Origin of the sequence: Candidatus Magnetobacterium casense (assembly GCF_000714715.1) — a bacterium.
Classification (GTDB): domain Bacteria; phylum Nitrospirota; class Thermodesulfovibrionia; order Thermodesulfovibrionales; family Magnetobacteriaceae; genus Magnetobacterium; species Magnetobacterium casense.
Genome location: NZ_JMFO01000034.1, coordinates 1 through 25795, shown reverse-complemented (window position 1 = coordinate 25795; position 25795 = coordinate 1). Strand labels below are relative to the sequence as shown.

22 protein-coding genes, 4 tRNA genes and 2 pseudogenes are annotated in these 25795 nt (G+C 51.4%); 26 read left to right on the top strand and 2 right to left on the bottom strand.

Annotated features, from left to right (window positions below; genetic code table 11):
• Nucleotides 1-354: 354 nt before the first annotated feature.
• From trmFO to Mcas_RS13685, 25 genes and pseudogenes are all read left to right on the top strand, one after another.
• Nucleotides 355-1683 carry a methylenetetrahydrofolate--tRNA-(uracil(54)-C(5))-methyltransferase (FADH(2)-oxidizing) TrmFO gene (gene trmFO, locus Mcas_RS13805; protein WP_040336133.1) on the top strand — a complete coding sequence of 443 codons (1329 nt, stop codon included), beginning with the start codon at nucleotides 355-357 and terminating at the stop codon, nucleotides 1681-1683.
• A 99-nt stretch (nucleotides 1684-1782) separates the two neighbouring features.
• Nucleotides 1783-2022, top strand: a complete 240-nt coding sequence (locus Mcas_RS13800) for an AbrB/MazE/SpoVT family DNA-binding domain-containing protein (RefSeq protein ID WP_040336132.1) — start codon at nucleotides 1783-1785, stop codon at nucleotides 2020-2022.
• Entirely contained in the window at nucleotides 2016-2357 is a 342-nt protein-coding gene (gene mazF / locus Mcas_RS13795; RefSeq protein WP_040336131.1) for an endoribonuclease MazF, read from the top strand. Before Mcas_RS13800 ends, mazF begins: the two co-directional genes overlap by 7 nt.
• A gap of 65 nt (nucleotides 2358-2422) precedes the next feature.
• On the top strand, nucleotides 2423-3670 hold the full coding sequence (locus tag Mcas_RS13790; RefSeq protein ID WP_052567489.1) for an AmpG family muropeptide MFS transporter: 1248 nt from the start codon (nucleotides 2423-2425) through the stop codon (nucleotides 3668-3670).
• A 261-nt stretch (nucleotides 3671-3931) separates the two neighbouring features.
• Nucleotides 3932-4013: transfer RNA gene (locus Mcas_RS13785), tRNA-Tyr, on the top strand.
• A gap of 56 nt (nucleotides 4014-4069) precedes the next feature.
• Nucleotides 4070-4141 (top strand) — tRNA-Gly (locus tag Mcas_RS13780).
• Nucleotides 4142-4201: 60 nt separating this feature from the next.
• Nucleotides 4202-4277, top strand: a tRNA-Thr gene (locus Mcas_RS13775).
• Nucleotides 4278-4330: 53 nt separating this feature from the next.
• Nucleotides 4331-5530 (top strand): elongation factor Tu, encoded by a 1200-nt coding sequence (gene tuf, locus Mcas_RS13770; protein ID WP_040336130.1) that lies wholly within the window; start codon nucleotides 4331-4333, stop codon nucleotides 5528-5530.
• A 7-nt stretch (nucleotides 5531-5537) separates the two neighbouring features.
• On the top strand, nucleotides 5538-5690 hold the full coding sequence (gene rpmG, locus Mcas_RS13765) for a 50S ribosomal protein L33 (RefSeq protein WP_040336129.1): 153 nt from the start codon (nucleotides 5538-5540) through the stop codon (nucleotides 5688-5690).
• A 99-nt stretch (nucleotides 5691-5789) separates the two neighbouring features.
• Nucleotides 5790-5865 (top strand) — tRNA-Trp (locus Mcas_RS13760).
• Nucleotides 5866-6018: 153 nt separating this feature from the next.
• Complete coding sequence (gene secE, locus Mcas_RS13755; protein WP_040336128.1) at nucleotides 6019-6204, top strand: preprotein translocase subunit SecE; 186 nt, start codon at nucleotides 6019-6021, stop codon at nucleotides 6202-6204.
• An 11-nt stretch (nucleotides 6205-6215) separates the two neighbouring features.
• Nucleotides 6216-6746: a transcription termination/antitermination protein NusG gene (gene nusG, locus Mcas_RS13750; protein ID WP_040336127.1), complete on the top strand. Its 531-nt coding sequence runs from the start codon at nucleotides 6216-6218 to the stop codon at nucleotides 6744-6746.
• Between the two features lie 84 nt (nucleotides 6747-6830).
• A complete protein-coding gene (gene rplK, locus Mcas_RS13745; RefSeq protein WP_040336126.1) occupies nucleotides 6831-7259 on the top strand; it encodes a 50S ribosomal protein L11 in 429 nt (142 codons plus the stop codon).
• Nucleotides 7260-7293: 34 nt separating this feature from the next.
• Nucleotides 7294-8034: a 50S ribosomal protein L1 gene (gene rplA / locus Mcas_RS13740; RefSeq protein WP_040336125.1), complete on the top strand. Its 741-nt coding sequence runs from the start codon at nucleotides 7294-7296 to the stop codon at nucleotides 8032-8034.
• A 331-nt stretch (nucleotides 8035-8365) separates the two neighbouring features.
• Complete coding sequence (rplJ, locus tag Mcas_RS13735; RefSeq protein WP_040336124.1) at nucleotides 8366-8911, top strand: 50S ribosomal protein L10; 546 nt, start codon at nucleotides 8366-8368, stop codon at nucleotides 8909-8911.
• Nucleotides 8912-8992: 81 nt separating this feature from the next.
• Entirely contained in the window at nucleotides 8993-9376 is a 384-nt protein-coding gene (gene rplL / locus Mcas_RS13730) for a 50S ribosomal protein L7/L12 (RefSeq protein WP_040336123.1), read from the top strand.
• Between the two features lie 111 nt (nucleotides 9377-9487).
• Nucleotides 9488-13381 (top strand): annotated as a pseudogene (gene rpoB, locus Mcas_RS19335) (DNA-directed RNA polymerase subunit beta); the annotation flags it as partial.
• 42 nt (nucleotides 13382-13423) lie between these two features.
• Entirely contained in the window at nucleotides 13424-17620 is a 4197-nt protein-coding gene (rpoC, locus tag Mcas_RS19330; RefSeq protein WP_081853885.1) for a DNA-directed RNA polymerase subunit beta', read from the top strand.
• A gap of 121 nt (nucleotides 17621-17741) precedes the next feature.
• Nucleotides 17742-18212: a Mut7-C RNAse domain-containing protein gene (locus Mcas_RS13715; RefSeq protein WP_052567488.1), complete on the top strand. Its 471-nt coding sequence runs from the start codon at nucleotides 17742-17744 to the stop codon at nucleotides 18210-18212.
• The gene (locus Mcas_RS13710; RefSeq protein WP_081853884.1) at nucleotides 18205-19209 is read left to right on the top strand and encodes a potassium channel family protein; all 1005 of its coding nucleotides are present in this window, start codon (nucleotides 18205-18207) and stop codon (nucleotides 19207-19209) included. The genes Mcas_RS13715 and Mcas_RS13710 overlap by 8 nt, the downstream gene beginning before the upstream one ends.
• 175 nt (nucleotides 19210-19384) lie before the next feature.
• Entirely contained in the window at nucleotides 19385-20551 is a 1167-nt protein-coding gene (locus Mcas_RS13705; protein WP_040336122.1) for an acyl-CoA dehydrogenase family protein, read from the top strand.
• Complete coding sequence (locus Mcas_RS13700; RefSeq protein WP_040336121.1) at nucleotides 20548-21330, top strand: electron transfer flavoprotein subunit beta/FixA family protein; 783 nt, start codon at nucleotides 20548-20550, stop codon at nucleotides 21328-21330. The genes Mcas_RS13705 and Mcas_RS13700 overlap by 4 nt, the downstream gene beginning before the upstream one ends.
• Nucleotides 21331-21703: 373 nt before the next feature.
• Nucleotides 21704-22309: pseudogene (gene purH / locus Mcas_RS13695) on the top strand (bifunctional phosphoribosylaminoimidazolecarboxamide formyltransferase/IMP cyclohydrolase); the annotation flags it as partial.
• A gap of 14 nt (nucleotides 22310-22323) precedes the next feature.
• A complete protein-coding gene (locus tag Mcas_RS13690) occupies nucleotides 22324-23208 on the top strand; it encodes a damage-control phosphatase ARMT1 family protein (protein ID WP_040336120.1) in 885 nt (294 codons plus the stop codon).
• Nucleotides 23205-24497 (top strand): IMP cyclohydrolase, encoded by a 1293-nt coding sequence (locus Mcas_RS13685; protein WP_040336119.1) that lies wholly within the window; start codon nucleotides 23205-23207, stop codon nucleotides 24495-24497. The genes Mcas_RS13690 and Mcas_RS13685 overlap by 4 nt, the downstream gene beginning before the upstream one ends.
• A gap of 271 nt (nucleotides 24498-24768) precedes the next feature.
• Here the strand turns inward: Mcas_RS13685 and Mcas_RS13680 are convergent, their stop codons facing one another.
• Together Mcas_RS13680 and Mcas_RS18335 are read right to left on the bottom strand one after the other, a co-directional pair.
• Nucleotides 24769-25116, bottom strand: coding sequence for an FG-GAP repeat domain-containing protein (locus Mcas_RS13680; RefSeq protein ID WP_040336118.1), 348 nt, complete (start codon nucleotides 25114-25116; stop codon nucleotides 24769-24771).
• Between the two features lie 79 nt (nucleotides 25117-25195).
• A complete protein-coding gene (locus Mcas_RS18335) occupies nucleotides 25196-25369 on the bottom strand; it encodes a hypothetical protein (protein WP_156033386.1) in 174 nt (57 codons plus the stop codon).
• Between the two features lie 80 nt (nucleotides 25370-25449).
• Between Mcas_RS18335 and Mcas_RS13675 the strand changes: the two genes are divergently transcribed.
• The gene (locus tag Mcas_RS13675) at nucleotides 25450-25758 is read left to right on the top strand and encodes a hypothetical protein (protein WP_040335986.1); all 309 of its coding nucleotides are present in this window, start codon (nucleotides 25450-25452) and stop codon (nucleotides 25756-25758) included.
• Nucleotides 25759-25795: the final 37 nt, after the last annotated feature.

Here is a 25795-nt window from a genome sequence, read left to right as displayed (position 1 = left end):
TTCAATATCTTTACTTATTCTTTAGTATAATACTTTATAACAACGTTGTCAAGCATTATCTACTGACATTAATCAAGTTAATGCTATTGCCGTGGTTGACAGAACTGATAGGTATGTGTTTGAATAATAATATAGAGCTGAACAGATGATTTGGTAAGTTGACACAAAATGTATATACTGATCGGATTCGAGTTTTTTCGGGTATCAAAAATTGCCTGCATACAAGAAAGAAAGGAGCCGCCCTCCTTCTTTATCTTCTGTTGTTATAGCTACTTATACTCTTCTGCTTAATGCAATTGTCCTGATAACAAACGTCGTCCATTCTTTGGTTTCTTTGTGCTATGATATATACACGTGTCAGAGCTAACCATCATAGGAGGCGGGCTTGCAGGGTCTGAGGCGGCGTACCAGGCGGCACGCTGTGGCGTGGATGTCACCATCCATGAGATGAGACCGGCCAGGCTGACCCCGGCACACAAGAGCGGCCTCTTGGGAGAACTTGTGTGTTCCAACTCCCTGCGCTCTGACCTTGCCGACACTGCCCACGGCCTGCTTAAGGCGGAACTTACGATGGCCAACTCCCTCATAATGGAGGCAGCACGAGCCACTGCCATACCGGCAGGCAGTGCCCTGGCTGTCAACAGGGATGAATTTGCCGCCTACATAACCAACAAGCTCAGAAATCACCCGCGTGTAAAGATAGTCACCGGGGAGGTTACGCAACTGCCCGCCCCACCGGCTGTCATAGCCACCGGACCACTAACCTCGGATGCCCTGGCTGCGGCGCTGGGCAAGGTTACCGGCGAAAGCTCCCTGTACTTCTACGACGCCATAGCCCCGATCATAGACGCCGACACCATTGACTACGACATCGCATACTACAGCTCACGCTACGGCAAGGGCGGTGACGATTACCTTAATTGCCCGATGGATGAGGCGGCCTACAACCGGTTTTACGACGCCCTGAGGGAGGCCGATAGCATTGCCGCCAGGGACTTTGAAGATGTCAAGGTCTTTGAGGGTTGTATGCCCGTTGAGGTGATGGCGCTCAGGGGCAGGGATACCTTGAGATTTGGCCCCCTGCGTCCGGTGGGGCTGCCGCATCCGGTGACCGGGGCGATGATGCACGCCGTGGTACAGCTCAGGGCGGAGAACGCCCAACGTTCGGCCTTTAACATGGTCGGCTTTCAGACGCGTCTGAGGCAGTCACAGCAGCAGAGGGTCTTTCGGTTGATCCCCGGCCTGCAGGGGGCGGAGTTCCTGAGATATGGCTCCATTCATCGCAACACGTTTATCAACTCCCCGTTGTACCTTGACAGGGGGCTGCGTCTGAGGTCGCCACAGGTCGATGGTGCCATCTATGTTGCGGGACAGTTGACCGGTGTTGAGGGGTACCTTGAGTCCACGGCAATGGGGCTGTTGGCCGGGATATTTGCCGCACGCAACATCCTCGGTCTGCCGCAGGTTGAGCCTCCCGGTGATACTGCCTGTGGCGCCCTGCTTGACTACATCACAATCCCCGCCAAGGGCGGCAGCTTTCAGCCCTCAAACATAAATTTTGGCCTCCTGCCCCCTCTGGATAAACACATCAGGGACAAGAGTCTGAAGAAACAGGCCGTCGTTGCACGCGCAATGCAGTCGTGGGGCGCCTTTGTTGCAGCAACGGGCAGAGAGACCAAGTAGCAAGGTGTTTGTAACAGCAACTTGGCATATTTCGTTTGATTTCCATTTCAGCAATAAGGTAAAATAATATCTGCACACTGTATAAAACAGGAGGCATAGATGTTTACAACTATCCAAAAATGGGGAAACAGTTTGGGTGTAAGGATTCCGGGAGTAATAGCAAAGAGCCTTAACATATCCAATGGTACTCAGTTGGAGATAACAGAGCGTGACGGCAAGATCACCCTTACGCCAGTGCATAATCGTTATACCCTTGAGGAACTTGTAAGCAACATAACGCAAGACAACCGACACGAGGAGTCAGACGGTGGGTATCCTGTGGGAAAGGAGATATGGTAAAAGGCAATTACATCCCTGACCGTGGGGATTGTGTGTGGCTTTCATTTGATCCAAGGCTTGGTCATGAGCAGGCTGGACGGCGTCCGGCGTTCGTCATATCTCCAAAGGTATATAATGAGAAAGCCGAGTTAGCGTTATTCTGTCCCATTACAAACCAGACAAAGGGGTACCCTTTTGAGGTGGTCATCAGTGGTACAGAGGTTGTCAAAGGAGCGGTGTTGGCAGATCAAATAAAAAGCCTTGACTGGCAGGCACGGCACGCAGATTATATCTGCAGACTTCCAGAAGAGGTTACCCGCGATATTATAAGCAAAATTCAATTACTCATAATCTGACTGTTGCAAAAGCAGGACTACTGTGTTTATAGCAAATTTAGAATAGCCCCCCTGAGAAACACAGAATGAAATCACCATCTTACGCTAGCGTGCTGGGTAGCCGACGGATAGCGATGCTGTTGCCGATAGGGTTTGCATCGGGGCTGCCCCTGGCGCTCACCGGCAGCACGCTCCAGGCGCTGATGACAAGCTGCGGGGTGGACATCCGCACGATTGGGTTGTTTGCGCTTGTCGGACTGCCCTACACGGTTAAGTTTCTGTGGTCTCCGCTGATGGACCACCTAGTGCCACCCTACTTGGGCAGACGTCGGGGGTGGATGCTCCTGATGCAGATTGCACTGATGCTGAGTATCGCACTGATGGCCGTGATATCCCCGCGCAGCAGTCCGGTGTTAATGGCAGTGGTTGCCCTGGTGGTAACTGCGGCATCGGCCTCCCTGGACATAGTCGCAGATGCCTACAGAACCGATATCCTGCACCCGCAGGAGCGTGGCCTGGGGACAGGCGTCTTTATCACCGGCTATCGCATAGCGATGTTGACCTCCGGGGCATTGGCTCTGGTAATCTCAGACCACATCGGCTGGCGGGCAACCTATCTGTTGATGGCAGCAGTGATGGCAGCAGGGATAATCGCGGTCATCTTTGCCCCGGAGCCACAGAACGCCGTGAAACCGCCCCAGAACCTCCAGGAAGCAGTGTGGGGACCATTAAAAGACTACTTCACCAGGGACTCGGCCATAAAGATACTGCTGTTTATCGTCATGTACAAGTTAAGCGATGCCTACGCTGGCTCACTCAGCACCGCATTTCTGTTAAAGGGCATGGGGTTTTCGGCAACCGACGTGGGTACCATCAACAAGGGCCTGGGGTTGGTCTCCACGGTTGTCGGGGCCATGTTTGGCGGCACGCTGATGATCAGACTTGGGCTGTTCAGGTCGTTACTGCTGTTTGGGATACTGCAGGGGGTGTCAAACCTCTTGTTTATGACCTTGGCCTACACCGGCAAGAGCTACGCTATGTTGATTGTAACCGTGGCCGTTGAAAATCTCACCGGCGGGATGGGTACGGCCTCGTTTGTGGCATTTCTTATGACGTTGTGTCATCAGCGTTACAGCGCCACCCAGTATGCGTTGTTGTCGTCCCTGGCCGCAATGGGGAGGATACTGGTTGCCCCCACATCGGGGATAGTTGTTGAGGCCGTAGGGTGGGCCAACTTCTTTCTGATAACCGCCCTGACCGCCATCCCGGGCATGGTACTCCTGCTGTGGCTGCGCAAAAACATCGAAACCATGGCTGCCGTTGGTAAATCATAACAGCAAAAAGTTGACGCATATGTGGTCAAGCCAGGAATCCAGGATGCTTAAAAGTGGCTCTTGCAGATAAGGAACCATTTTTGTTCACGGTTTTTTTTATTTAACTCATTCATGTTACGCAAAAGCATAGCTTAAGTATGGTAATTAGCATAAAATCTCAGACCTCAAAAAAAACTGTTGACAACCGCATACGATCCATAATATAATTAACTTTCATGTGATGATACGGCAACGTTCATTGATGATGGCGCTGTACTATCAGGAGAGGTACCCGAGTGGCCAAAGGGGACGGGCTGTAAACCCGTTGGCTCAGCCTACGGAGGTTCGAATCCTCCCCTCTCCACTTAATTTCGGGGCGTAGAGCGGTGTACCCCGGGAAAACGGTGTGCCCGGTGTGGCGCGGGAGTAGCTCAGTGGTAGAGCGTCAGCCTTCCAAGCTGAGGGTCGCGGGTTCGAATCCCGTTTCCCGCTTAGTACACAGTCCCGGACGAGTTCTACAGGTAGGGACAGAGAGCAAGAGATGGACACAGTGCCCATGTAGCTCAGTCGGCAGAGCACATCCTTGGTAAGGATGAGGTCACCGGTTCAATTCCGGTCATGGGCTCCACCCCAGCTACTGTAAGGAGTGATCCTTATTAATACAAAGGAGGTTTTTTTTAGATGGCAAAGGCCAAGTTTGAAAGAACAAAACCGCACGTGAACATAGGCACGATTGGACACGTGGACCATGGCAAGACAACACTGACGGCAGCAATAACCAAGGTGCTCGCAATCAAGGGCCAGGCCAAATTTACGGCATACGACCAGATAGACAACGCCCCTGAAGAAAAAGCCAGGGGTATTACAATAGCCACGGCACACGTGGAGTACGAAACAGGTAAACGACACTACGCACACGTCGATTGCCCCGGACACGCCGACTACGTCAAAAATATGATAACCGGAGCGGCTCAGATGGATGGTGCCATCCTTGTGGTGAGTGCGGCTGATGGCCCGATGCCTCAGACGAGGGAACACATCCTGTTGGCCAGACAGGTGGGTGTGCCATATATAGTGGTGTTTATGAACAAGGTCGATATGGTGGACGACCCCGAACTCTTAGACCTGGTCGAGCTTGAGGTCAGAGAGTTGCTCAGTAAGTATCAGTTTCCCGGCGACGATATCCCCATAGTCAAGGGCAGCGGCCTCAAGGCGCTTGAGAGTGCCAGCACCGATAACGCCGCAGCCGAGTACAAGTGCATCCACGACCTGATGGACGCAGTGGACGCCTACATACCCGAACCACAGAGGGCACTGGATAAGCCGTTTCTGATGCCCATCGAAGACGTGTTCTCCATCAGCGGACGTGGCACGGTCGTCACTGGCAGGGTTGAGCGCGGCATAGTCAAGGTCGGTGAAGAAATAGAGATCGTCGGCATAAGTGCAACCAGAAAGTCGGTCGTCACCGGAGTGGAGATGTTCAGAAAGCTCCTCGATGAGGGACGAGCCGGTGATAACATAGGAACGCTTTTGCGCGGTGTTGGCAAGGACGAGGTCGAAAGGGGCCAGGTGTTGGCCAAACCAGGTAGCATAACGCCTCACACGAAGTTCAGGGCAGAGGCCTACGTGCTGACAAAGGAAGAGGGCGGACGCCATACCCCGTTCTTTAAGGGTTACAGACCACAGTTCTACTTCAGGACAACGGACGTCACCGGCGTCGTAGAGCTGCCTGAAGGCGTCGAGATGATCATGCCCGGCGATAATATAAATGTGGCGGTAGAGCTGATATCTCCAATAGCCATGGAGAATGGACTGCGATTTGCCATAAGAGAAGGCGGCAGAACCGTAGGGGCCGGAGTCGTTACGGAAATATTGGAGTAGGTGTTAAATGAGAGATATCATATTGCTTCAGTGCAGCGTGTGCAAACGTAAGAATTACTCAACACGAAAAAACAAGAAAAATACAACGGGAAAGCTGACCCTGAAAAAATTCTGCAGGTACGACCGTAAGCACACTGAGCACAAGGAGACAAAAGCCTAACCCACCCCTTGGTAAAGGCAACATGAAGCGCCTTCAAGGGTAAGTTGTGGGCTTGACAAATTTGCTGGTTGTACAGTAGCATATAAGCAAGTGTAATATAGGCCAGTAGCTCTAACGGCAGAGCGTCGGACTCCAAATCCGAGTGATGGGGGTTCAAATCCCTCCTGGCCTGCCAACGGTCGGCCAAAGCGGTGGACCAAAGATGGACATGGTGAGGTTGGCTGAGGCGAGGTTGGCTGAGGCAATTAGCAACAGATGATGCCAGAGAAACATGTAGTGATTCCGTAATATCAGGAGAAATATATATAGTGAAGACGAAGGGTGTAGCATGGTTGAAAAAATAAAGGCATTTTTAAAAGAAGTAACGCTTGAATCGAAAAAAGTAGTCTATCCAAGTAAAGAGGAGCTGATAGGTTCAACTTGGGTGGTGGTGATATTTTCATTTGTAGTTTCGATGTTTCTGGGTTTTGTAGACCTGGGGTTGTCCAAGCTGGTGAGTAAGCTGATCAAGTAGAGACGATAGATATGACAACGGAAAAAAAATGGTATGTGGTGCACACGTATTCGGGCTATGAAGAAAAAGTCAAACTCGGAATCGAAGACAAGGTGCAAAAACAAGGCATAGGACACAGAATAGGCAGAATACTGATCCCCACAGAACGAGTGGTAGAACTGAAACGTGGTAAAAAGAAAGAAAGCGATAAAAAATTCTATCCCGGCTACATAATGGTGGAAATGGAACTTGACGATGAGACGTGGCACCTGGTAAACAACGTACCACGTGTGACGGGCTTTGTCGGTGGCATGTCTCCGGTGTCCCTGCCCGAAGAAGAAATGGACCTGATCCTGCAACAACAGGAAAAAAGCCTCGGACAAGAAGTAAAAATGCAGTTCGAAAAAGGCGAAAACCTCCGCATAACCGACGGCCCCTTCTCCAACTTCAACGGCTACGTCGATGAGGTCGATATCGACCACGGACGATTAAAGGTCATGGTGAGTATCTTTGGCAGACAAACCCCCGTGGAATTAAGCTTCTATCAGGTGGAAAAAGTATAAACCCGTTATCGGCAGGAAAATAACACCCCATATACAGAGTAACGATAAGAGATAATAAAGACATTAGATTGCAAGGAGACGTTCGTGGCAAAAAAAGAAATAACAACGGTAGTAAAAATACAGATAACGGCGGGTAAAGCAAACCCTGCACCACCAATCGGCCCTGCCCTCGGCCCCCACGGTATAAACATCATGGAGTTCTGCAAACAGTTTAACGCCAAGACCCAGCCTATGGGCGATACCATTGTGCCAGTAGTTATAACGATCTACAAGGACCGCAGCTTTACCTTTATCCTGAAAACCCCCCCGGCCTCCCAGCTCTTGAAAAAGACAGCAGGCGTAATAAAAGGCTCCAACGTGCCAAACAAAGACAAGGTAGGGCAGATCACACAGGCACAGCTCAGAGATATAGCACAGGAAAAAATGCCGGACCTCAACGCCTACGACGTAGAACACGCCATGGGCATAATCAGCGGAACGGCAAGAAGTATGGGCATAGACATAGTTAATTAATCACACACACAGATACAACGAGAAGGAGACGGTGATGGGCAAAAAATATGAGGCAGTAAAGGCCGACCTGGAAACAAAAGCAAAAGAGCGAATGGACAAGGCCGGTGTGGACGCTGCCAGGGCAAAGGAGTACTCCCTGCAAGAGGCCATACAGGTGCTGCAGGAGAAACACTTTGTGAAGTTCGACGAAACGGTGGATATAGCCGTAAACCTGGGCGTAGACCCAAGAAAATCAGACCAGATGGTACGAGGTTTCGTAGTCCTGCCTCATGGCACCGGTAAAATAGTCAGAGTGCTGGTCTTTGCAAAGGGCGAAAAAGAAAAAGAGGCCCGCGACGCAGGCGCCGACTTCATCGGGGCAGAAGACCTGGTCGAAAAGATACAAAAGGGATGGCTCGACTTCGATAAGGCCGTCGCAACCCCGGACCTCATGGGTATGGTCGGAAAACTCGGTAAGATACTCGGCCCCCGCGGCCTGATGCCTAACCCAAAAACCGGTACCGTGACCTTTGACATAACAAAGGCCATCAACGAAATCAAGGCCGGCAAGGTCGATTACAAGGTGGAAAAGGCCGGCATCGTACACATGCGTATAGGAAAATTATCGTTCCCCGCAGAAAAACTGATCGATAACGCCAAAACAGCCATAGACTCCATCATAAGGGCTAAACCATCCGCAAGCAAAGGCAGGTATCTCAAAAAACTGACCCTCTCCTCCACCATGGGACCAGGTCTCAGAATCGATATCAGCTCTGTAACGGTAACGAGGGTATAACGAACTGATAAACGAATCCGTAATGTGAAGTCTGACCAAGACGTGACAGTCGCAGACTGCAGGTACAGCGATAGAGTAAACGACCAGAGGTCGGCCTGCTGAGACTTGAAATCGAAACTTGAAAGATTGTGACATATCCCTCCGGCAACAGCCCCAATAGCTATGACCGGTGTGATATCAACGCATAATGTTAAGCAAAACTAAAGTCAAAGCAATGCCCCTCACAGGTATCCACTCTTTCCATGGTGTAGGAACCTGCCTCAATATCGCAAGAGACAGCCAATGTCTGTAACAGGTGCAAAATAACAACCACAATGGAGACAACAACACGATGAAAATGAACAAGAAGGGCAAAGAAGACATTGTAGCAAGCCTTAAAGAGCGATTCCTGAAGTCCAGGGCCGTCGTCCTGACCAACTACAAGGGAATGACCAATGCCGAAATGGCTGCCATGAGAGTGCTGTTTAGGCAATCCAATCTGGAGTACAAAGTGGTCAAAAACACCCTAGCCAAGATAGCCGCAACGGATACCCCCCTGGCCGTGATCAAAGACGTGCTGACCGGCCCCATAGGGATGACTATAGGGTATGACGACGCATCCCTGACGGCCAAAAAGGTGTTCGAGTTCTCCAAGACCAACGACAAACTCCAGGTGCTCTACGGGTGCGTGGAGGGGCGTCTGTTCGATGCCAAGGAGATGAAAACCATTGCAGACCTGCCACCAAAAGAGGTGCTGCTGTCCCAAATCGCCGGATGCTTCCAGGCACCAACAAGTCAAATGGCTCGCCTGTTGGGTGCAACGGTCAGCCGCATAGGACACGCACTCAACGCTCTCAAGGAAAAAAAGGAAAAAGAAGCCGGAGAACAAACACAGTAAAAAAACGGCAACAGTCTGATTCTGTCAGAGATTTAAACAAGATAAATAAATCAAACAAGCCAAATACAAGGAGGCAACACAATGAGCGAACTATCAAGGGAACAGATATTTCAGTACTTCGACAACATGACGATCCTGCAGATGTCAGAATTTATCAAGGCATTTGAGGAGAGATACGGTGTTTCGGCAGCAGCACCCGTGGCAATGGCCGCCATGCCACAGGCAGCGGCAGAGGCAGCACCGGTAGAAGAAAAAACCAGCTTCGACGCCATCCTCTCCGCCATAGGTGACAAGAAAATCCAGGTCATCAAGGTGGTCAGAGAGCTGACCGGACTCGGCCTCAAAGAAGCCAAAGAACTCGTCGATGGTGCCCCAAAAGAAGTCAAAACCGGCGTGTCCAAAGAAGAAGCCGAAAACATCAAGGCTAAACTCGAAGAACAGGGAGCCAAGGTAGATATAAAATAGCAACCACACATGTCCTTAACAACCATGAAAGGCGGTCTCCACGCAAAGGAGACTTAGCGGTCTCCAACAAAGGGGGACTTAGACAATTTATATACGACTGTAAGGAGTAACATGGCAAGGGCATTAAGAGAGAGGATCAATCTTGGTAAGGTTAAAAGGAAAGGAGAGATACCCTATTTAATTGAAATACAGAGACAGTCTTATGCGCTCTTTTTGCAGGCAGACTCCCCCGTGGATAAACGTAAAAACGTCGGTCTGGAGGGGGCCTTCCGTAGCGTATTCCCGATAATCGACTACAACGAAATGGCCTCCATCGAGTACATGGGATACAACATGCTGGAGTCCAAGTACCGTGAGCGTGAGTGCATCGATAAGGGACTGACTTACTCGGCACCCATCAAGATAAAAGTAAAACTCAACCTGTGGAATGCCAGTGAAGACGGAAAAAAGAAACTCAGAGAATCAAGAGAAGAAGAGGTCTATATCGGCGAAATCCCACTGATGAGCGAAACAGGCTCCTTTATCATAAACGGTATCGAGCGCGTCATCGTTAGCCAGTTGCATCGCTCCCCGGGAGTATTCTTTAATACCGACAAGACAAAAACACACACAAGCGGCAGACTGCTCTACACGGCCCGCGTAATACCATCAAGGGGGTCGTGGCTGGACTTCGAATTCGATTCAAAGGACATCCTCTACGTCAGAATAGACAGACGCAAAAAACTGCCTGCTACTATCGTCCTCAAGGCACTGGGGTACTCCAACGAAGACCTCCTTAAGATATTTTATCCCGTAGAGGAAATCACCATACACGACAGAGACAAGCTCACACGCAAGGTCTCCCCAATCCTCACCGGCACAAAGACAAATACGCCTATCACCGACCAAAAAACCAAAGAAATCATCGTCAAGGAGGGAGTCAAAATAACCAAGGCTGCCCTAAATCGTCTGCTGAAGGCCGGAGTGGATGAAATCCCCATCCCCAGAGAAGAAATCGTCAACCGCATCAGCCTCCACGACATCGTAGACCCCGAAACCGGCGAAATCATCGTCGAGGGAAACGAACTGATTTCCGAAGTGGTCTTTGAAAAGATACTCCTGATGAGAATCAGTAAACTCGGCCTGCTCTTCATCGATAACGTCAAGTACCTGTCATCGCTGCGGGACACCCTCCTGATGGACAAGATATCCACCAAGGAAGATGCCCTCCTGGAGATATACAAAAAACTCCGCCCCGGCGAACCACCAACTATCGAGGCAGCCAGGGTGCTCTTTGACGGCCTGTTCTTTGACGAACGACGCTACGACCTCTCACCCGTAGGCCGCCTGAAGGTCAACAAAAGACTGGGACTCAACGAGGCAATGGACAAAACCGTCCTGACCGCCTCAGACCTCATAGAAATTATAAAGTACCTCCTGGCTCTGCGCACCGGACAGGGTGAGGTGGACGACATCGACCACCTCGGAAACCGAAGGGTCAGAAGTGTCGGCGAACTCCTCGAAAACCAGTTCCGAATCGGTTTGGTGAGAATGGAACGTGCCATAAAAGAAAAAATGATGATAACCGAAATAAACGACCTGATGCCCCACGACATAATCAACGCAAAACCCGTCATGGCGGCAGTCAAGGAGTTCTTCGGTTCCAGTCAGTTGAGCCAGTTCATGGACCAGACCAACCCCCTGTCGGAGATCACACACAAGCGCAGGCTCTCAGCCCTCGGCCCCGGCGGTCTGACCAGAGAACGTGTGGGCTTTGAGGTGCGTGACGTACACCCCACCCACTATGGCAGAATATGCCCCATAGAAACCCCCGAAGGCCCAAACATCGGACTCATCACCTCCCTGGCCACCTATGCCAGGGTCAACGAGTACGGCTTCATGGAAGCCCCATACAGAAAGGTCGATGCCGGCAAGGTCTCAGACGAAATCCACTATCTCTCTGCAATCGAAGGAGAAAAGTACGTCATAGCTGAGGCAACATCCAGGATCGACGAAAACGGCTACCTCGCAGGAGACGCCATATCGGCCAGACTGGGCGGAGATATAAAAATATTCGTCCGCGATGACATCCAGTACATGGACGTCTCTCCCAAGCAGATCGTAGGTGTATCGGCTTCGCTGATCCCGTTTCTGGAAAACGATGACGCCAACAGGGCTCTGATGGGCTCCAATATGCAGAGACAGGCCGTGCCTCTGATCCAGACCGAAGCCCCAATCGTGGGCACTGGCATGGAGTTTGCCGCAGCACGAGACTCCGGCGCCATTAAAATCGCAAAACGCTCCGGTGCCGTCGAAAGCATTGATGCTAACCGCATAGTCGTAAGAACCAACGACTGCGGCGTGGATATATATAACCTGGTAAAGTTTGCCCGTTCCAATCAGGCTACCTGCATAAATCAACGCCCACTGGTCACAGTGGGGGACGTTGTGGAGGCCGGTGATGTCATCAGTGATGGCTCCTCAACCGAGTCCGGTGAGCTGGCCCTGGGACGCAACGTCCTGGTAGCCTTTATGCCCTGGGGCGGATACAACTTCGAAGACGCCATACTACTCAACGAACGACTCGTCAAGGATGACGTCTTTACATCCATACACATAGAGGAATTTGAGGTAGAGGCCAGAGACACCAAGCTCGGCCCGGAGGAGATCACACGAGATATCCCAAACGTTGGCGAAGATGCACTGTCCGACCTCGATGACAGTGGCGTCATCTATGTCGGTGCCGAAGTCCAGCCGGGCGATATACTCGTGGGCAAGATCACACCAAAGGGCGAAACACAGTTAACCCCCGAAGAAAAACTACTGCGTGCCATATTCGGCGAAAAGGCCGAAGAGGTCAAGGAAAGCTGCCTCTACGTCCCCCCGGGTGTCAAGGGCACCGTGGTCAACGTAAAGGTCTTTACGCGAAAGGGCATCAAAAAAGACAACAGGGCAAAAAGCCTCGAAGACGACGAAATCAGAAAACTACAACGCGACTTCGAAGAAGAAACCCGCATCGTAGCACGAGAACTAAACAACAAGATAAGAGAAGAACTCAACGGCAAGACCCTTGCCGAAGACCTCAAAGACCCAAAGACGAAAGAGTTGCTCTATGACGCCGGCACCGTCCTGGAAGGCGACGCCCTGGAGGTTATCACAGAAAAGATGATCGGTCGCATCAAGATAGAGGAAGAGACAGTTCTGATGCGTATAGACGACTTTGTCAAGACCACCAGGGAGTACATCAGACAACTACAGTTAAAGTACGACGAACGCATAGAGCGCCTCAAAAAGGGCGACGAACTGCCCCCCGGTGTCAACAAACTGATCAAGGTCTACATTGCCATGAAGCGCAAAATACAGGTTGGCGACAAGATGGCCGGCCGACACGGTAACAAGGGTGTCGTGGCAATGGTCATCCCCTGGGAAGACATGCCATACCTGCCCGACGGTACCCCCCTGGATATCGTGTTAAACCCCTTGGGCGTGCCATCACGTATGAACGTCGGTCAGATACTTGAAACACACCTGGGATGGGCGGCAAAGGCCCTGGGATTCCACGTGGCAGCCCCCGTCTTTGAGGGCGTGCAGGAGACCGAACTGCGCGAAATGCTTACAAGGGCCGGCATGAACGAAAACGGACAGACCATCCTCTATGATGGCAGAACCGGTGAACCATTTGAACGACCCGTCACCGTAGGATACATGTACATGCTCAAACTGCATCACCTGGTCGAGGACAAGCTCCATGCACGCTCCATCGGTCCCTACTCCCTGGTGACACAGCAACCCCTGGGAGGCAAGGCACAGTTTGGTGGTCAGCGCCTGGGTGAGATGGAGGTGTGGGCACTTGAGGCCTATGGCGCTTCATACTCCCTTCAGGAGTTCCTCACCGTCAAGAGCGATGACGTCTCCGGCAGAGCAAAGATGTACGAGGCTATCGTCAAGGGCGATGCCACACTCGAACCCGGTGTGCCCGAGTCCTTCCACGTCCTGATAAAGGAGCTGCAGAGCCTTTGCCTCGACGTAGAACTCTTGGAAAGAAAGGGTCCGCTCGGCTCAAAAGAACTGCAAGATAAAACACCCGAAAACATCTACAGTCTATATCAGAAGCCCAGAAATCCAAAGGACTTTGAGGCCATACGCATACGCCTGGCATCTCCGGATAAAATCCGTGAGTGGTCGTTTGGCGAAGTCAAAAAACCCGAAACTATCAACTACCGTACCTTCAAACCTGAAAAGGATGGCCTGTTCTGCGCAAAGATTTTTGGCCCCGTCAAGGACTGGGAGTGCATCTGCGGCAAGTACAAACGCATGAAACATCGCGGCGTGGTCTGTGACAAGTGCGGCGTAGAGGTCATTCAATCCAAGGTCAGACGTGAGCGCCTCGCACACATAGAACTGTGCACCCCCGTGGCACACATCTGGTTCCTCAAGGGCGTCCCAAGCAGAATCGGAATGCTCCTGGATATGACCATGAAAAACCTCGAAAAAGTCCTCTACTTTGAGAGTTACGTGGTCATTGACCCACAGGACACCACGCTGAAAGAAAGACAGATACTCAGCGACGAAGAATACAAAAAGTATACCAACGAGTTCGGCACCAGGTTTAAGGCCGGCATGGGGGCCGAGGCCATCAGGGAACTTCTGCGCAAGGTTGATGTTGAAACCCTCAGCGTCGATCTCAAAACACGCATAAACGAGGCCAACTCTATCGGGATCAAAAAGAAACTGACCAAAAGGCTCAAGATCGTTGAGGCATTCAAGTTCTCCGGTAACAAGCCCGAGTGGATGATCCTCGACGTTATCCCCGTGCTGCCCCCCGACCTCCGTCCCCTGGTACCGTTGCAGGGAGGACGCTTTGCCACCTCCGATCTTAACGACCTCTACCGCAGGGTCATCAACCGCAACAACAGACTCAGACGTCTGCTTGAGCTGAAGGCCCCAAGCGTTATCATCAAAAACGAAAAGAGGATGCTCCAGGAGGCCATCGACGCCCTCTTTGACAATACCAAGGGTGCCAAGGTACCCAAAAGCTCCACAAAGCGTTCGCTCAAATCCCTCAGCGACATGATCAAGGGAAAACAGGGTCGCTTCAGACAAAACCTCCTGGGCAAACGTGTGGACTACTCCGGGCGTTCCGTCATCGTGGTCGGGCCGGAACTGAAGCTGCACCAGTGCGGTATACCAAAACAGATGGCCCTTGAACTGTTTAAGCCGTTTATCTTTAACAAGCTCGAGGAAAAAGGCTACGTCACAACCATCAAACAGGCAAAGAAGTTTGTCGAAATGGAGCGCCCCGAGGTCTGGGATGCCCTCGAGGAGGTCATCAAGGAGCATCCGGTGTTGTTAAACCGTGCCCCAACGCTGCACCGTCTGGGCATCCAGGCCTTTGACCCCATGCTCATCGAGGGCAAGGCCATCAAACTGCACCCCCTGGTTTGTACCGCATACAACGCCGACTTTGATGGCGACCAGATGGCCGTACACATACCTCTGTCAATAGAGGCACAGGTGGAGGCACGCGTGCTGATGATGTCCATCAACAATCTCCTCTCACCCGCAAGTGGAAAGCCTATCGTGCTGCCCACACAGGACATGGTCCTTGGCCTGTACTACCTGACCAAGGAAAAAGAAGGCCTTATAGGCGAGGGCAAGGTGTTTTCATCCATGGATGAGGTGCGCATCGCATACGACAACAAAAAGGTACTCGAACACACAAAGATAAAGGTGCTCCTCAATGGCCAACACGTAAACACCACCGTTGGCAGGGTCTTGTTCTATGAGGTGGTGCCAAAGAATGTGCCGTTTACAGAGGTAAACAGGCTGCTCACCAAGAAAGAAATACAGAAGGTTATCGACTACTCCCACAAGTACGCCGGCAGACGCAAGACCGTGGAGTTCCTCGACAACCTCAAGCGTATGGGGTTTGAGTTTGCCACACGTTCGGGCATATCCATCTGTATATCGGACATGCACATCCCTTCCAAGAAGGCCGAAATCCTCAAAGAGGCCGAAAAAGAGGTCATGGAGGTCTACAAACAGTATGCCGACGGCCTAATAACCAACGGTGAACGCTACAACAAGGTCATAGACATCTGGGCAAACGTCACGGAAAAGGTGGCCGAGGTCATGATGGCCGAACTCGGTGCCGAAGATGGCAAAGACCTCACCCCCGAAGACATAGAAAAGAGTCGTGCCTTTAACAGCGTCTTTATGATGGCCGACTCCGGAGCAAGGGGTTCGGCTGCCCAGATAAGACAGTTGGCCGGCATGAGGGGATTGATGGCAAAGCCCTCCGGTGAGATCATCGAAACCCCAATAACGGCGAACTTCCGTGAGGGCCTCTCTCCGCTTCAGTACTTTACCTCAACACACGGGGCACGCAAGGGGCTTGCCGATACGGCCCTCAAGACGGCCAACTCCGGGTATCTGACCAGGAGACTCGTCGATGTTGCCCAGGACGTGATTATCACCGAGGTTGACTGCGGCACGGATGACGGTATACTCATCACGGCCCTCATCGAAGGTGGAGAGATCATCCAGCCCCTTGAGGAACGTCTCATGGGACGACTCACGGCAGAGGACATAAAAGACCCCCTCACCGGTGAAGTCATCATGCTCAAGGACACGGAACTCAACGACGAAAACGTCAACAAGATAGTTGACGCCGGCGTTGACAGGGTAAAGATACGTTCCGTGCTGACCTGCCAGACGCGCTTTGGCATCTGCGCCAACTGCTATGGCAGAGACCTTGCCAGAAACGACAAGATCGAAATGGGCGAGGCCGTGGGTATCATAGCCGCCCAGTCCATCGGAGAGCCTGGCACGCAGTTGACCATGAGGACGTTTCACATCGGTGGGGCGGCTACAAAGATCATCGAGCAGGCAGTCCTTGCCTCCAAGCACGGCGGTAACATAAAGTTTGTCGATCTCAACTACGTCACCAACCGTGAGGGCTTGCTGGTTGTCATGAACCGTAATGCCTTCCTGGCCGTTGTCGATGACAATGGTCGTGAGAGGGAAAAGCACAACCTCGTCTATGGGGCCAAGCTCCTGGTCAAGGAGGGCGACAAGGTCGTCGTAGGCCAGAAGATAGCCGAGTGGGACCCATACTCAACCCCAATCCTTACGGAAGTAGGTGGCAGGGTGGCATGGGGTGACATAGAAGATGGCGTATCGGTCAAGGAGCAGCTTGACGAAATCACGGGTCTGTCACATAAGTTGATCGTGGACTTCCCGCCACATCTCAACCTCAGACCCAGAATATCGATAAAGGACGAACACGGCAAATCAACCCTGAAGTTGCCATCGAGCCACATCCCTGCCCGGTACATGTTACCTGCGGGGGCCAACGTGCTCGTGGAGCGCAATGACATAGTTGCCCCCGGTGACATCCTGGCCAAGATACCGCGTGAGACCATAAAGACAAAGGACATCACGGGCGGTCTGCCACGTGTGGCGGAGCTGTTTGAGGCCAGAAAACCCAAAGAACCAACCCTTGTCTCCGAAATCGATGGTGTGGTAGAGTTTGTTTCCACGCTGAAGGGTTCCAGGGTGGTGAAGGTCAAGGGCGGCGATGTGGTAAAAGAATACACCGTCCCCAAGGGCAAACACGTAACCGTACACGAGGGCGACTGGGTACGGGCCGGTGAGGCACTGATGGATGGTGCCGTCAACCCCCACGATATCCTCGACATCCTGGGGCCAACGGAGCTTCAGCGCTACCTCGTTGACGAAGTGCAGAAGGTCTATCGTCTGCAGGGTGTTGCCATCAACGACAAGCACATAGAGATCATTATCAGGCAGATGATGAGAAAGGTCAGGATCGAGGACGCAGGCAATACGGAACTGATGATCGGTGAACAGGTAGACAGGATTCAGTTCCAGGAGCACAACGCCCTTGTCATGGCCAATGGTGGCAGGCCGGCAATAGGCAAACCGCTTCTGTTGGGCATCACCAAGGCATCGTTGACCACATACAGTTGGGTTTCGGCGGCCTCCTTCCAGGAGACAACACGTGTATTGACCGATGCCGCACTGGCGGGGCTTGTTGACGACCTCAAGGGGCTTAAGGAAAACGTCATCATGGGCAAGATCATCCCATGCGGCACAGGCATGGAGAGGTTTAAAAACACCCACGTAAGACGTGAAAACTACTACACTCCAGAGCAGATGCCGGCACTTGACTTAACCCCTGACCAACATGAGTCTGACCCTGAACAGCAGGAACAACCACCTGTGCAAGAAGAAGCCGGCGTCTGACATGAGGCATTGTTCAACACGCAGCAAAACACAGATATAGTAACAGATAGAGCTATTGCCCTCCCAACAGAATACCCCTCCTTTATGGGAGGGGGCCGGGGGAGGGTATTCCCCTTTTAACGTGAGCAACGCCTGTCAACAACGCTTCATAGCCGACGCCATGCTTGGAAGACTTGCACGATGGCTGAGAATGCTCGGCATCGATACGCTCTACATGAGAGATATAAAGGACAGCGAACTGGTCAGGTTGGCCAGGGCTGAGGGCAGGTGTCTGTTGACAAGGGACAGGGCGCTTGTTAATGAGCATCACCTGGCCAATTATGTCCTGTTGAGGGCCAACGATACGGGTAGTCAGTTGCGGGAGTTAAGCCGGAGTTTTGCCGGGGGCCTGTCTCTTACAGCGCAAGGCAGGTGCACGTCGTGTAACGGGGGCCTTTGCAGGGTTGAAAAAACAGACATCGTAAACGAGGTGCCTCAGTACGTCTACTACACCAACGATGAGTTTACCAGGTGCTATATGTGCGGCAAGGTGTTTTGGGCAGGTACCCACAGGGACAGGTTCATCAAGATGGTAAGAGGACTTATTGTTTAGTACAAGCGACCTCAGAGGTCGGATGATATTGTCGCTGGTGTTGATAGTGTTGATCCTGTGCCTGGGTACGTTGGGGTTTGTTTTAATTGAGGGATGGAGCACGTTTGACGCCTTCTATATGGTAATCATAACGCTTGCAACGATTGGTTTTCAGGAGGTACATCCGTTGTCTGCACATGGCAGGGGGTTTACGATAGTGCTTATTTTCTTTGGTGTTGGCCTTCTTGCCTATTCGGTAAACGTGGGATTGAGGGTGCTCCTGGAGGGTGAGTTGCAGGAGGTGCTTGGGAGGAGGAAATTGAAAAAACGCATACAGGAAATAAAAGACCACTACATAATTTGCGGTTATGGCAGAATGGGCAGGATTATCTGCAAGGAACTTAAGGCCAACGGTATCCCCTTTGTTGTGATAGACCAGTCAGAGGAGGATGAGCGCATGAAGGAGGAGATGCTGTTTATCAACGGCGATGCCACCCTCGATGAAATACTCAATGAGGCCGGCATAGACAGGGCCAGGGGGTTGGTGTCTGTGTTGTCCTCGGATGCCCAGAACCTGTTTGTGGTACTCAGTGCCCGTGTCCTGAATCCCACGATAAAGATCGTGGCTCGTGCTGCCGAGGATAGCAGTGAAAAGAAGCTCCTCAGGGCAGGTGCGGACAGGGTCATTGCCCCATATCACATCGGTGGTTTGAAGATTGCCCACACGATCTTAAAGCCTGCCGTTGTGGATTTCCTGGAGTTTGCCACCATGAGCGGCAACATCGAGTTGCAGATGGAGGAGGTCATTGTGGCGGAGGGTTCGGAGTTGGCAGACCGCGTGATAAGCGACTCGGGGATAGGCAGGAATCTGCGTATAATAATCGTTGCCATAAAGCGTCAGGGCGGGAAAATGACATTCAATCCCACGCACAACACATTCATAATGCCCGGGGACACCCTCATCGCCCTCGGTGAAGTCACCCGCCTCAAAGAACTCAAAAAAATGGCAAACCCATAGAAAAGAATAAAGAAGAGGAGAGAAGAAAGGGGCGGTTTGTGGCAGGGGCGGGTGCGAAAAAGTCCCCTTGACACCATTTTACCATACTTTTTTAAGAGGATACCTTTCTTGGATGTTTGCAAAATTCAAGTGTTAAATGTTAATATTCCCTATATAAAAGGGAGGTTTTTTTTATATGGATTATTTTTTTAACGAAGAACAGCAGATGGTCAAGGACCTTGTCCGTCAGATCGCAGAAAGTAAGGTTGTACCAGTCAGGGCGGAGCTGGATGAGAGGGAGGAGTTCCCCCATGAAATAATCAAGGTTCTTGCGCAGTCTGACCTGTGTGGACTGATTATCCCTGAGGAGTTTGGGGGGTTGGGCAAGGGGGCCATGGAGTTGTGCATAGCGGTAGAGGAACTCAGCCGGGCATGTCTGGGTGTCTCCACCAGCTATGCGGCCAATGCCCTTGGCACCTTTCCCCTGCTCTTGTTTGGCACACAGCAGCAGAAAGAAAAATACCTGCCCGATATCGCCTCAGGCAGAAAACTCGTAGCCTTTGGCCTGACGGAGGCCAATGCCGGATCGGATGCCGCAGGTATACAGACAACCGCCGTAAAAGATGGCGACGACTATATATTAAACGGCACCAAACAGTGGATCACCAACGGCTCGGTAGCCGGAATATACACGATCATTGCCATGACGGACAGGTCAAAGGGGGCACGCGGGGCCTCTGCCTTTGTAGTTGAGGATGGCATGGAAGGCTTTACCTACGGCAAGAAGGAAAAAAAGATGGGTATACGTGCCTCTGTCACCTGCGAACTGGTCTTTAACAACTGTCGCCTGCCAAAGGAAAACCTCATCAGCCGAGAGGGGATGGGCTTTATTGTGGCCATGAAGACGCTTGACCAGTCGAGGGTTGGGGTTGGCGCCCAAGGTGTTGGCGTAGCGCAAGGGGCACTTGAGGAAGCCGTCAACTTTGCCCGAAACAGGGTGCAGTTTGAAAAGCCTATAATCAGCTTTCAGGCTATCCAGCACATGCTTGCCGATATGGCTATCTCCATAGAGGCAGCCAGGGCGCTCGTCTACAGCGTTGCACGATACATGGACAGCGGCGCCAAGGACATCACAAAGGACTCGGCCATGGCAAAGACCTTTGCCACAGATATGGCTATGAAGGTTACCACCGACGCTCTTCAGGTAATGGGTGGTTCGGGCTACATGCGGGACTATCCCGTTGAAAAAATGATGCGTGATGCAAAGATATTACAGATATATGAGGGCACTAACCAAATCCAGAGAAACGTCATATGTCAAAACCTCATAAAAGAATCAACCAGACAGGGTAGCAAGAAATGAAGATCGTTGCATGTATAAAGCAGGTGCCAGATGCCGCCGAGGTCAGGATAAACCCCCGGACCAATACCCTCATCCGCGACGGCGTACCAAGTATAATTAACCCCTACGACCTGCACGCCATTGAGGCAGCCCTCGCCATAAAAGAAATGGAGGATGCTTCGGTAGCTGTACTGACGATGGGGCCGCCGCAGGCAGAAACAGCCCTCAGGGATGCCGTAGCAATGGGTGCGGATGAGGCCGTATTGTTGACCGACAGGGTATTTGCCGGTTCGGACACGTGGGCAACGGCTTGTGCCCTCAGTGCGGCGATCAAAAAAATAGGCTACGACCTGATTATCTGTGGCAAACAGGCCATCGATGGCGATACTGCCCAGGTGGGACCCGCCATTGCGGAGTTCTTAAACATCCCGCACGTTGCATATGTTAGCAAGTTTGTCTCCTTAAACAACGACAACATTACGGTGCGCCGATTGATGGATGATGGCTACGATGTAGTTGAGGTCTCACTGCCGGCATTGATTACCGTTGTCAGGGAGTTGAATCAGCCACGGATGCCCTCTCTTAAAGGCAAGATGCGGGCGAAAAAACTCGAAATAAAGAAGCTCAACCACACCGATATCGGAGTCTCACCCGGGGATGTGGGAGTTGATGGCTCCCCCACGCAGGTCAGAAACATATTTGCGCCAGAGATCAAAAAGAACCGAATGATGCTCCAGGGGACACCGGAACATCAGGTGGAGGAACTTGTCGGAGCACTGAAATCCATACGGTGTATATAGTTTGACAATGTCATATTTAAGTAAACACGGGGATTGTCTGAACCAGGGATTGATTACTTTGCTTCCTACGGTCGCAGGGCAGATTAGAGGATTTACAGGAAAAAGGGATAAGACCTTTTTAACAAAATCCTGATAATCCCCGATAATCAAATCGCTCCTTACAGTCGCCAGACCGTTAAATCGTGGTTCAGACATCTTTTAGTGTATCTTCTTATTGATAATAAATGACTAAAATATGTATCTTCTTGTGATAATTAACACCCTTGACCCCCTTCTGCGAAACCTTTTACCATGCTTTTTTTAGAGGATACAATTTTCTATACAATTTCACGCAGACATTACAGTTTTTTACATTATAAGGAGGCTATAAAACATGACATCAGACGGAAATAAGAACACGAAGGTGCTGAACGCACTCATAAGCGTATCGGACAAGAGCGGCGTAGTGGAGCTGGCCAGGGAACTAAGGACGTTGGGGGTCAACATACTCTCCACGGGTGGGACAGCCAAGACCCTGCGTCAGAGCGGGATAGACGTGGTCGAGGTATCCGACTACACAGGTTTCCCTGAGATAATGGATGGCAGGGTCAAGACGCTTCATCCAAAGGTCTACGGCGGAATACTGGCCAGACGCGACAACGCTACGGATATGGACACCATCCAGAGACATGGCATCAACCGCATTGACATGGTTGTGGTAAACCTGTACCCCTTCCGGGAAACGATAAAACGTCCAGGTGTTACCATGCAGGATGCCATCGAAAACATAGACATCGGCGGACCGGCCATGATCAGGGCAGCGGCCAAGAGCTTTCAGGATGTCATTGTGGTGGTTGACCCCGGCTCCTACAACGATATCATAGCACAGATGAAGCACAACAATGGCCTCGTAAGCCTCGATATGCGTATGGCTCTGGCAGAGAAGGCCTTTGCGCATACGGCATCCTACGACACTGCAATAGCGGAGTATCTCAGGGGCACAAAGCAGTCACTATGAAGACACAGATAGAGTGTTTCCCCTGCTTTGCCAGGCAGGCCGTCCTGACCCTCGGTAACGTGAACATGGCAGAGGCCAATAAGCTCGACGTGATCAGGGCCGTCCTGCAGGAGATGGAGGGTGCCGATGTCAGCCAACCCCCGGCATATGCAACAACGTTTATCTACAGAATGATAAGGGAACTCACCGGCGAGGACCCCTACAAGGAACTCAAGGCACGCTATAACGCAATAGCCTTAGAACTCTATCCCCGGCTCAGGGCGCAGGTCTTTGGGCATTACGACCCCCTGTGGATGGCCACGAGGCTGGCTATTGCTGGAAACATCATAGACTTTGGCATCTTTACAAACGTCGATATCGAGGGGACGATCCAGCGGGCGCTTGAGCACAGGATCGAAGTGGACGACTACGAGGCATTTAAGCAGGCCCTCACAATTGATAATCACGGCAAGGGGGCCGAGTTGCTCTATCTCCTGGACAATGCCGGGGAGATAGTCTTTGACAAGCTCCTTATCGAGGTCCTGGGCGGGATGGGCAAGGATGTCACTGCCGTGGTCAAGGGGTTTCCGGTAATAAACGATGTAACCATGCAGGATGCCGGAGACGTTGGCCTGGATGCCGTGTGCAAGGTCATAGATAACGGCTCCGATGCCGTGGGCACGATAACGACGCTGTGCAGCAGTGATTTTCTTGCCAGATTTAATACACATAGTTTTATCATAAGCAAGGGACAGGGCAACTACGAAACCCTTTGTGGCAACGACAAGGACATATTCTTCCTCTTCCAGGCAAAGTGCGATGTCGTGGCCAGACACCTGGGGTTGAAAGTGGGGGCAATGTTGTTAAAACGAAATAAATACGAAACGGGGGTACACGCATGACTGACATTAAACGGATGTACAGGACGATCATGGATGATGATTTTCCACCTGAGTTGACTATAACCATTGGTGAAACTCAACTGAAGTACCAAAAGCGCACCTGGAAGATACCGGATGACAAGAGCGGCGAATTAATAGAAAAGGGACTTCGCTACGGAGAAAATCCCGACCAGCAGGCCGCACTCTACGGCCTTGTCAGCGGCAATCTGAGCATCGCCGGCTGCCAGTACATCAGCCCTGGCAACGGCCTGGTAAGCGCCATCAGCGAAGAAGAGATGCTACAGGCAGGCAAGCACCCGGGCAAGACAAACTTCACCGATCTTGACAACGCCCTCAATATACTGAAGTACCTGATGAACAGACCCGCCGCCGCCATCATGAAACACAACAACCCCTGCGCCGTTGCCTATGGTGCGACCATTGCAGAGGCCTATGATCGTGCCAACATGGCCGATCGTATAGCGGCCTTTGGAGGTTGTCTGGCCCTCAATCGTCCGCTGGACAAGGATACGGCAGGGTTGATTGCAACCAATTACCTGGAGGTGGTGGCAGCTCCGGAGTTTGAGCCGGAGACGGTTGATATCCTGGCCACACGCAAGAACCTGCGCATAATCCGCCTCAAACGCATAGATGACCTTGCCAGGTACAGGGACTTAAGATTCGTTGACTTCAAGTCATTAAACGACGGAGGGCTGATAATCCAGCAATCACAACTCAACCGAATACGCTCAAAGGAGGACTTTACGCTTGCCAGTGCCACGTACAAGGGCACCCGATACGTCATAGAGCGTGAGCCTACCGAGGCCGAATACGAGGACATGCTCTTTGGTTGGCACGTGGAGATGGGTGTAACGTCCAATTCCGTCATCTACGTCAAGGACGGCGTCACCGTGGGCATTGGTACGGGTGAGCAGGACCGCGTTGGGGTGGCCGAAATTGCCGTCTTTAAGGCTTATGCCAAGTACAAGGATGCGCTCTGCTTTAAGAGGTACGGGATCGGTTACAACGATTACGTCCTTGAGGTTGAGGCGGGTAAGCGCAGTCGTGAGGGGCTTGATGAGCTGGAGGCCGAAACGGCACGGGACAAGGCCGGCCTGATTGGCTCTACGATGATATCGGATGCCTTTTTCCCGTTTCGTGATGGTGTGGATGTGGGTATCCGGCAGGGCGTCAGGGCAATCGTCCATGCAGGTGGCTCAGACAGGGACTTCGAGTCCATTATGGCCTGCAACGAGGCAAATCCACAGGTAACAATGGCCTTCACCGCCCAGCGCGTATTCAAACACTAACATTGGGTTACTCAACGTAGGTTTAGCAACCAACGGGAGCGGGTAGTACAATCTACAGCCTTATCCTTTAAGCAGAAGAGTATAAGTAGCTATAACAACAGAAGAAAAGAAGGAGGGCGGCTCCGCTTCTTGTCGCTATAGGACGCTCTTGGCCCTCCTCAGACCTCCCCCGCAAGGGGAGGGGTGGCTCACCCCCTGGAGCGTCAGGAGGAGGTATAACCCTCCCCCCGATTGTTGCCTTTCTTTACTTAGTCACTTACTTAGCCTGCCACTATTTAGCCTGCCATTCCGGGGGCATACCTATCACAACGTAACCCTTGTCGGATATAGACACGCCGTCCATGAACCACGCATACACGTCGCCATTGCCGGTGTTCTTCCAGAAGATGTCGGCCTTGCCGTTGCCGTCGTAATCAGCCACGGAGATGATATGCCAGACGTTGGGCATCCCGTGACTCACAAGACCGCCGCCAACTATCTTAACCCCATCCATCAGCCACATGGCAACGTCGCCAGAGGTGATGTCCTGCCAGAGCAGGTCGGCCTTGCCATCGCCATCAAAGTCAACGACCGCCTTTATCTGCCAACTGCCTGGGATACCACGTGATGAGTAATCCATCTTTGAGCGGAAGTTCCAGATTGTAGAGTTCGAGGTGTCCCCATAAAGCCTTTATAATCAACATTCTATGTTGATTTACTTAAAAACTATTCGCACAAACAGAGCCTAACACTTCAAGAATTTGTATGCCAAGTTTTTCTAAAACTCTTTCGGCTATACCTGCTGGTTTTACCACTCTCGTAATTATTACACCTCCTATTTCTTCATCTACGCATGCTATTTCATTTAAACTTGAAATTAGAGCCTTTTGCAAAACTCCTAAACTAAACCTTTTTTAGTTCTCTTTGTGCTATAATATAACACCTAAATATAATAGATTAAAAGGAGAACATAATGTTATTAGAGAGTATATCATGGTTAGCAGGAAATATACAACGGGTACTGTTCCCAGAGTTGGAAGAAATACTTACCGATTCAATAACCAAGAAACAAAAGCAGTTAGTTACAATCCTGGAGATAGTTCAGATAGAAAGACATATGTGGTGGGTAGACAGTCAATGCATAGGTCGTAAACTCAAGGAGAGGTATGCAATTGGCAGAGCGTTTGTAGCCAAAGTTGTCTATAATTACCCTACGACAAGTCTTTTGATAGAATCTACTAAAAACGATGCCAAATCTGAGAAAGATATGTGGATTTGCTAAAATCAAGATATACCATCAGAATCAACATTCTCACGTG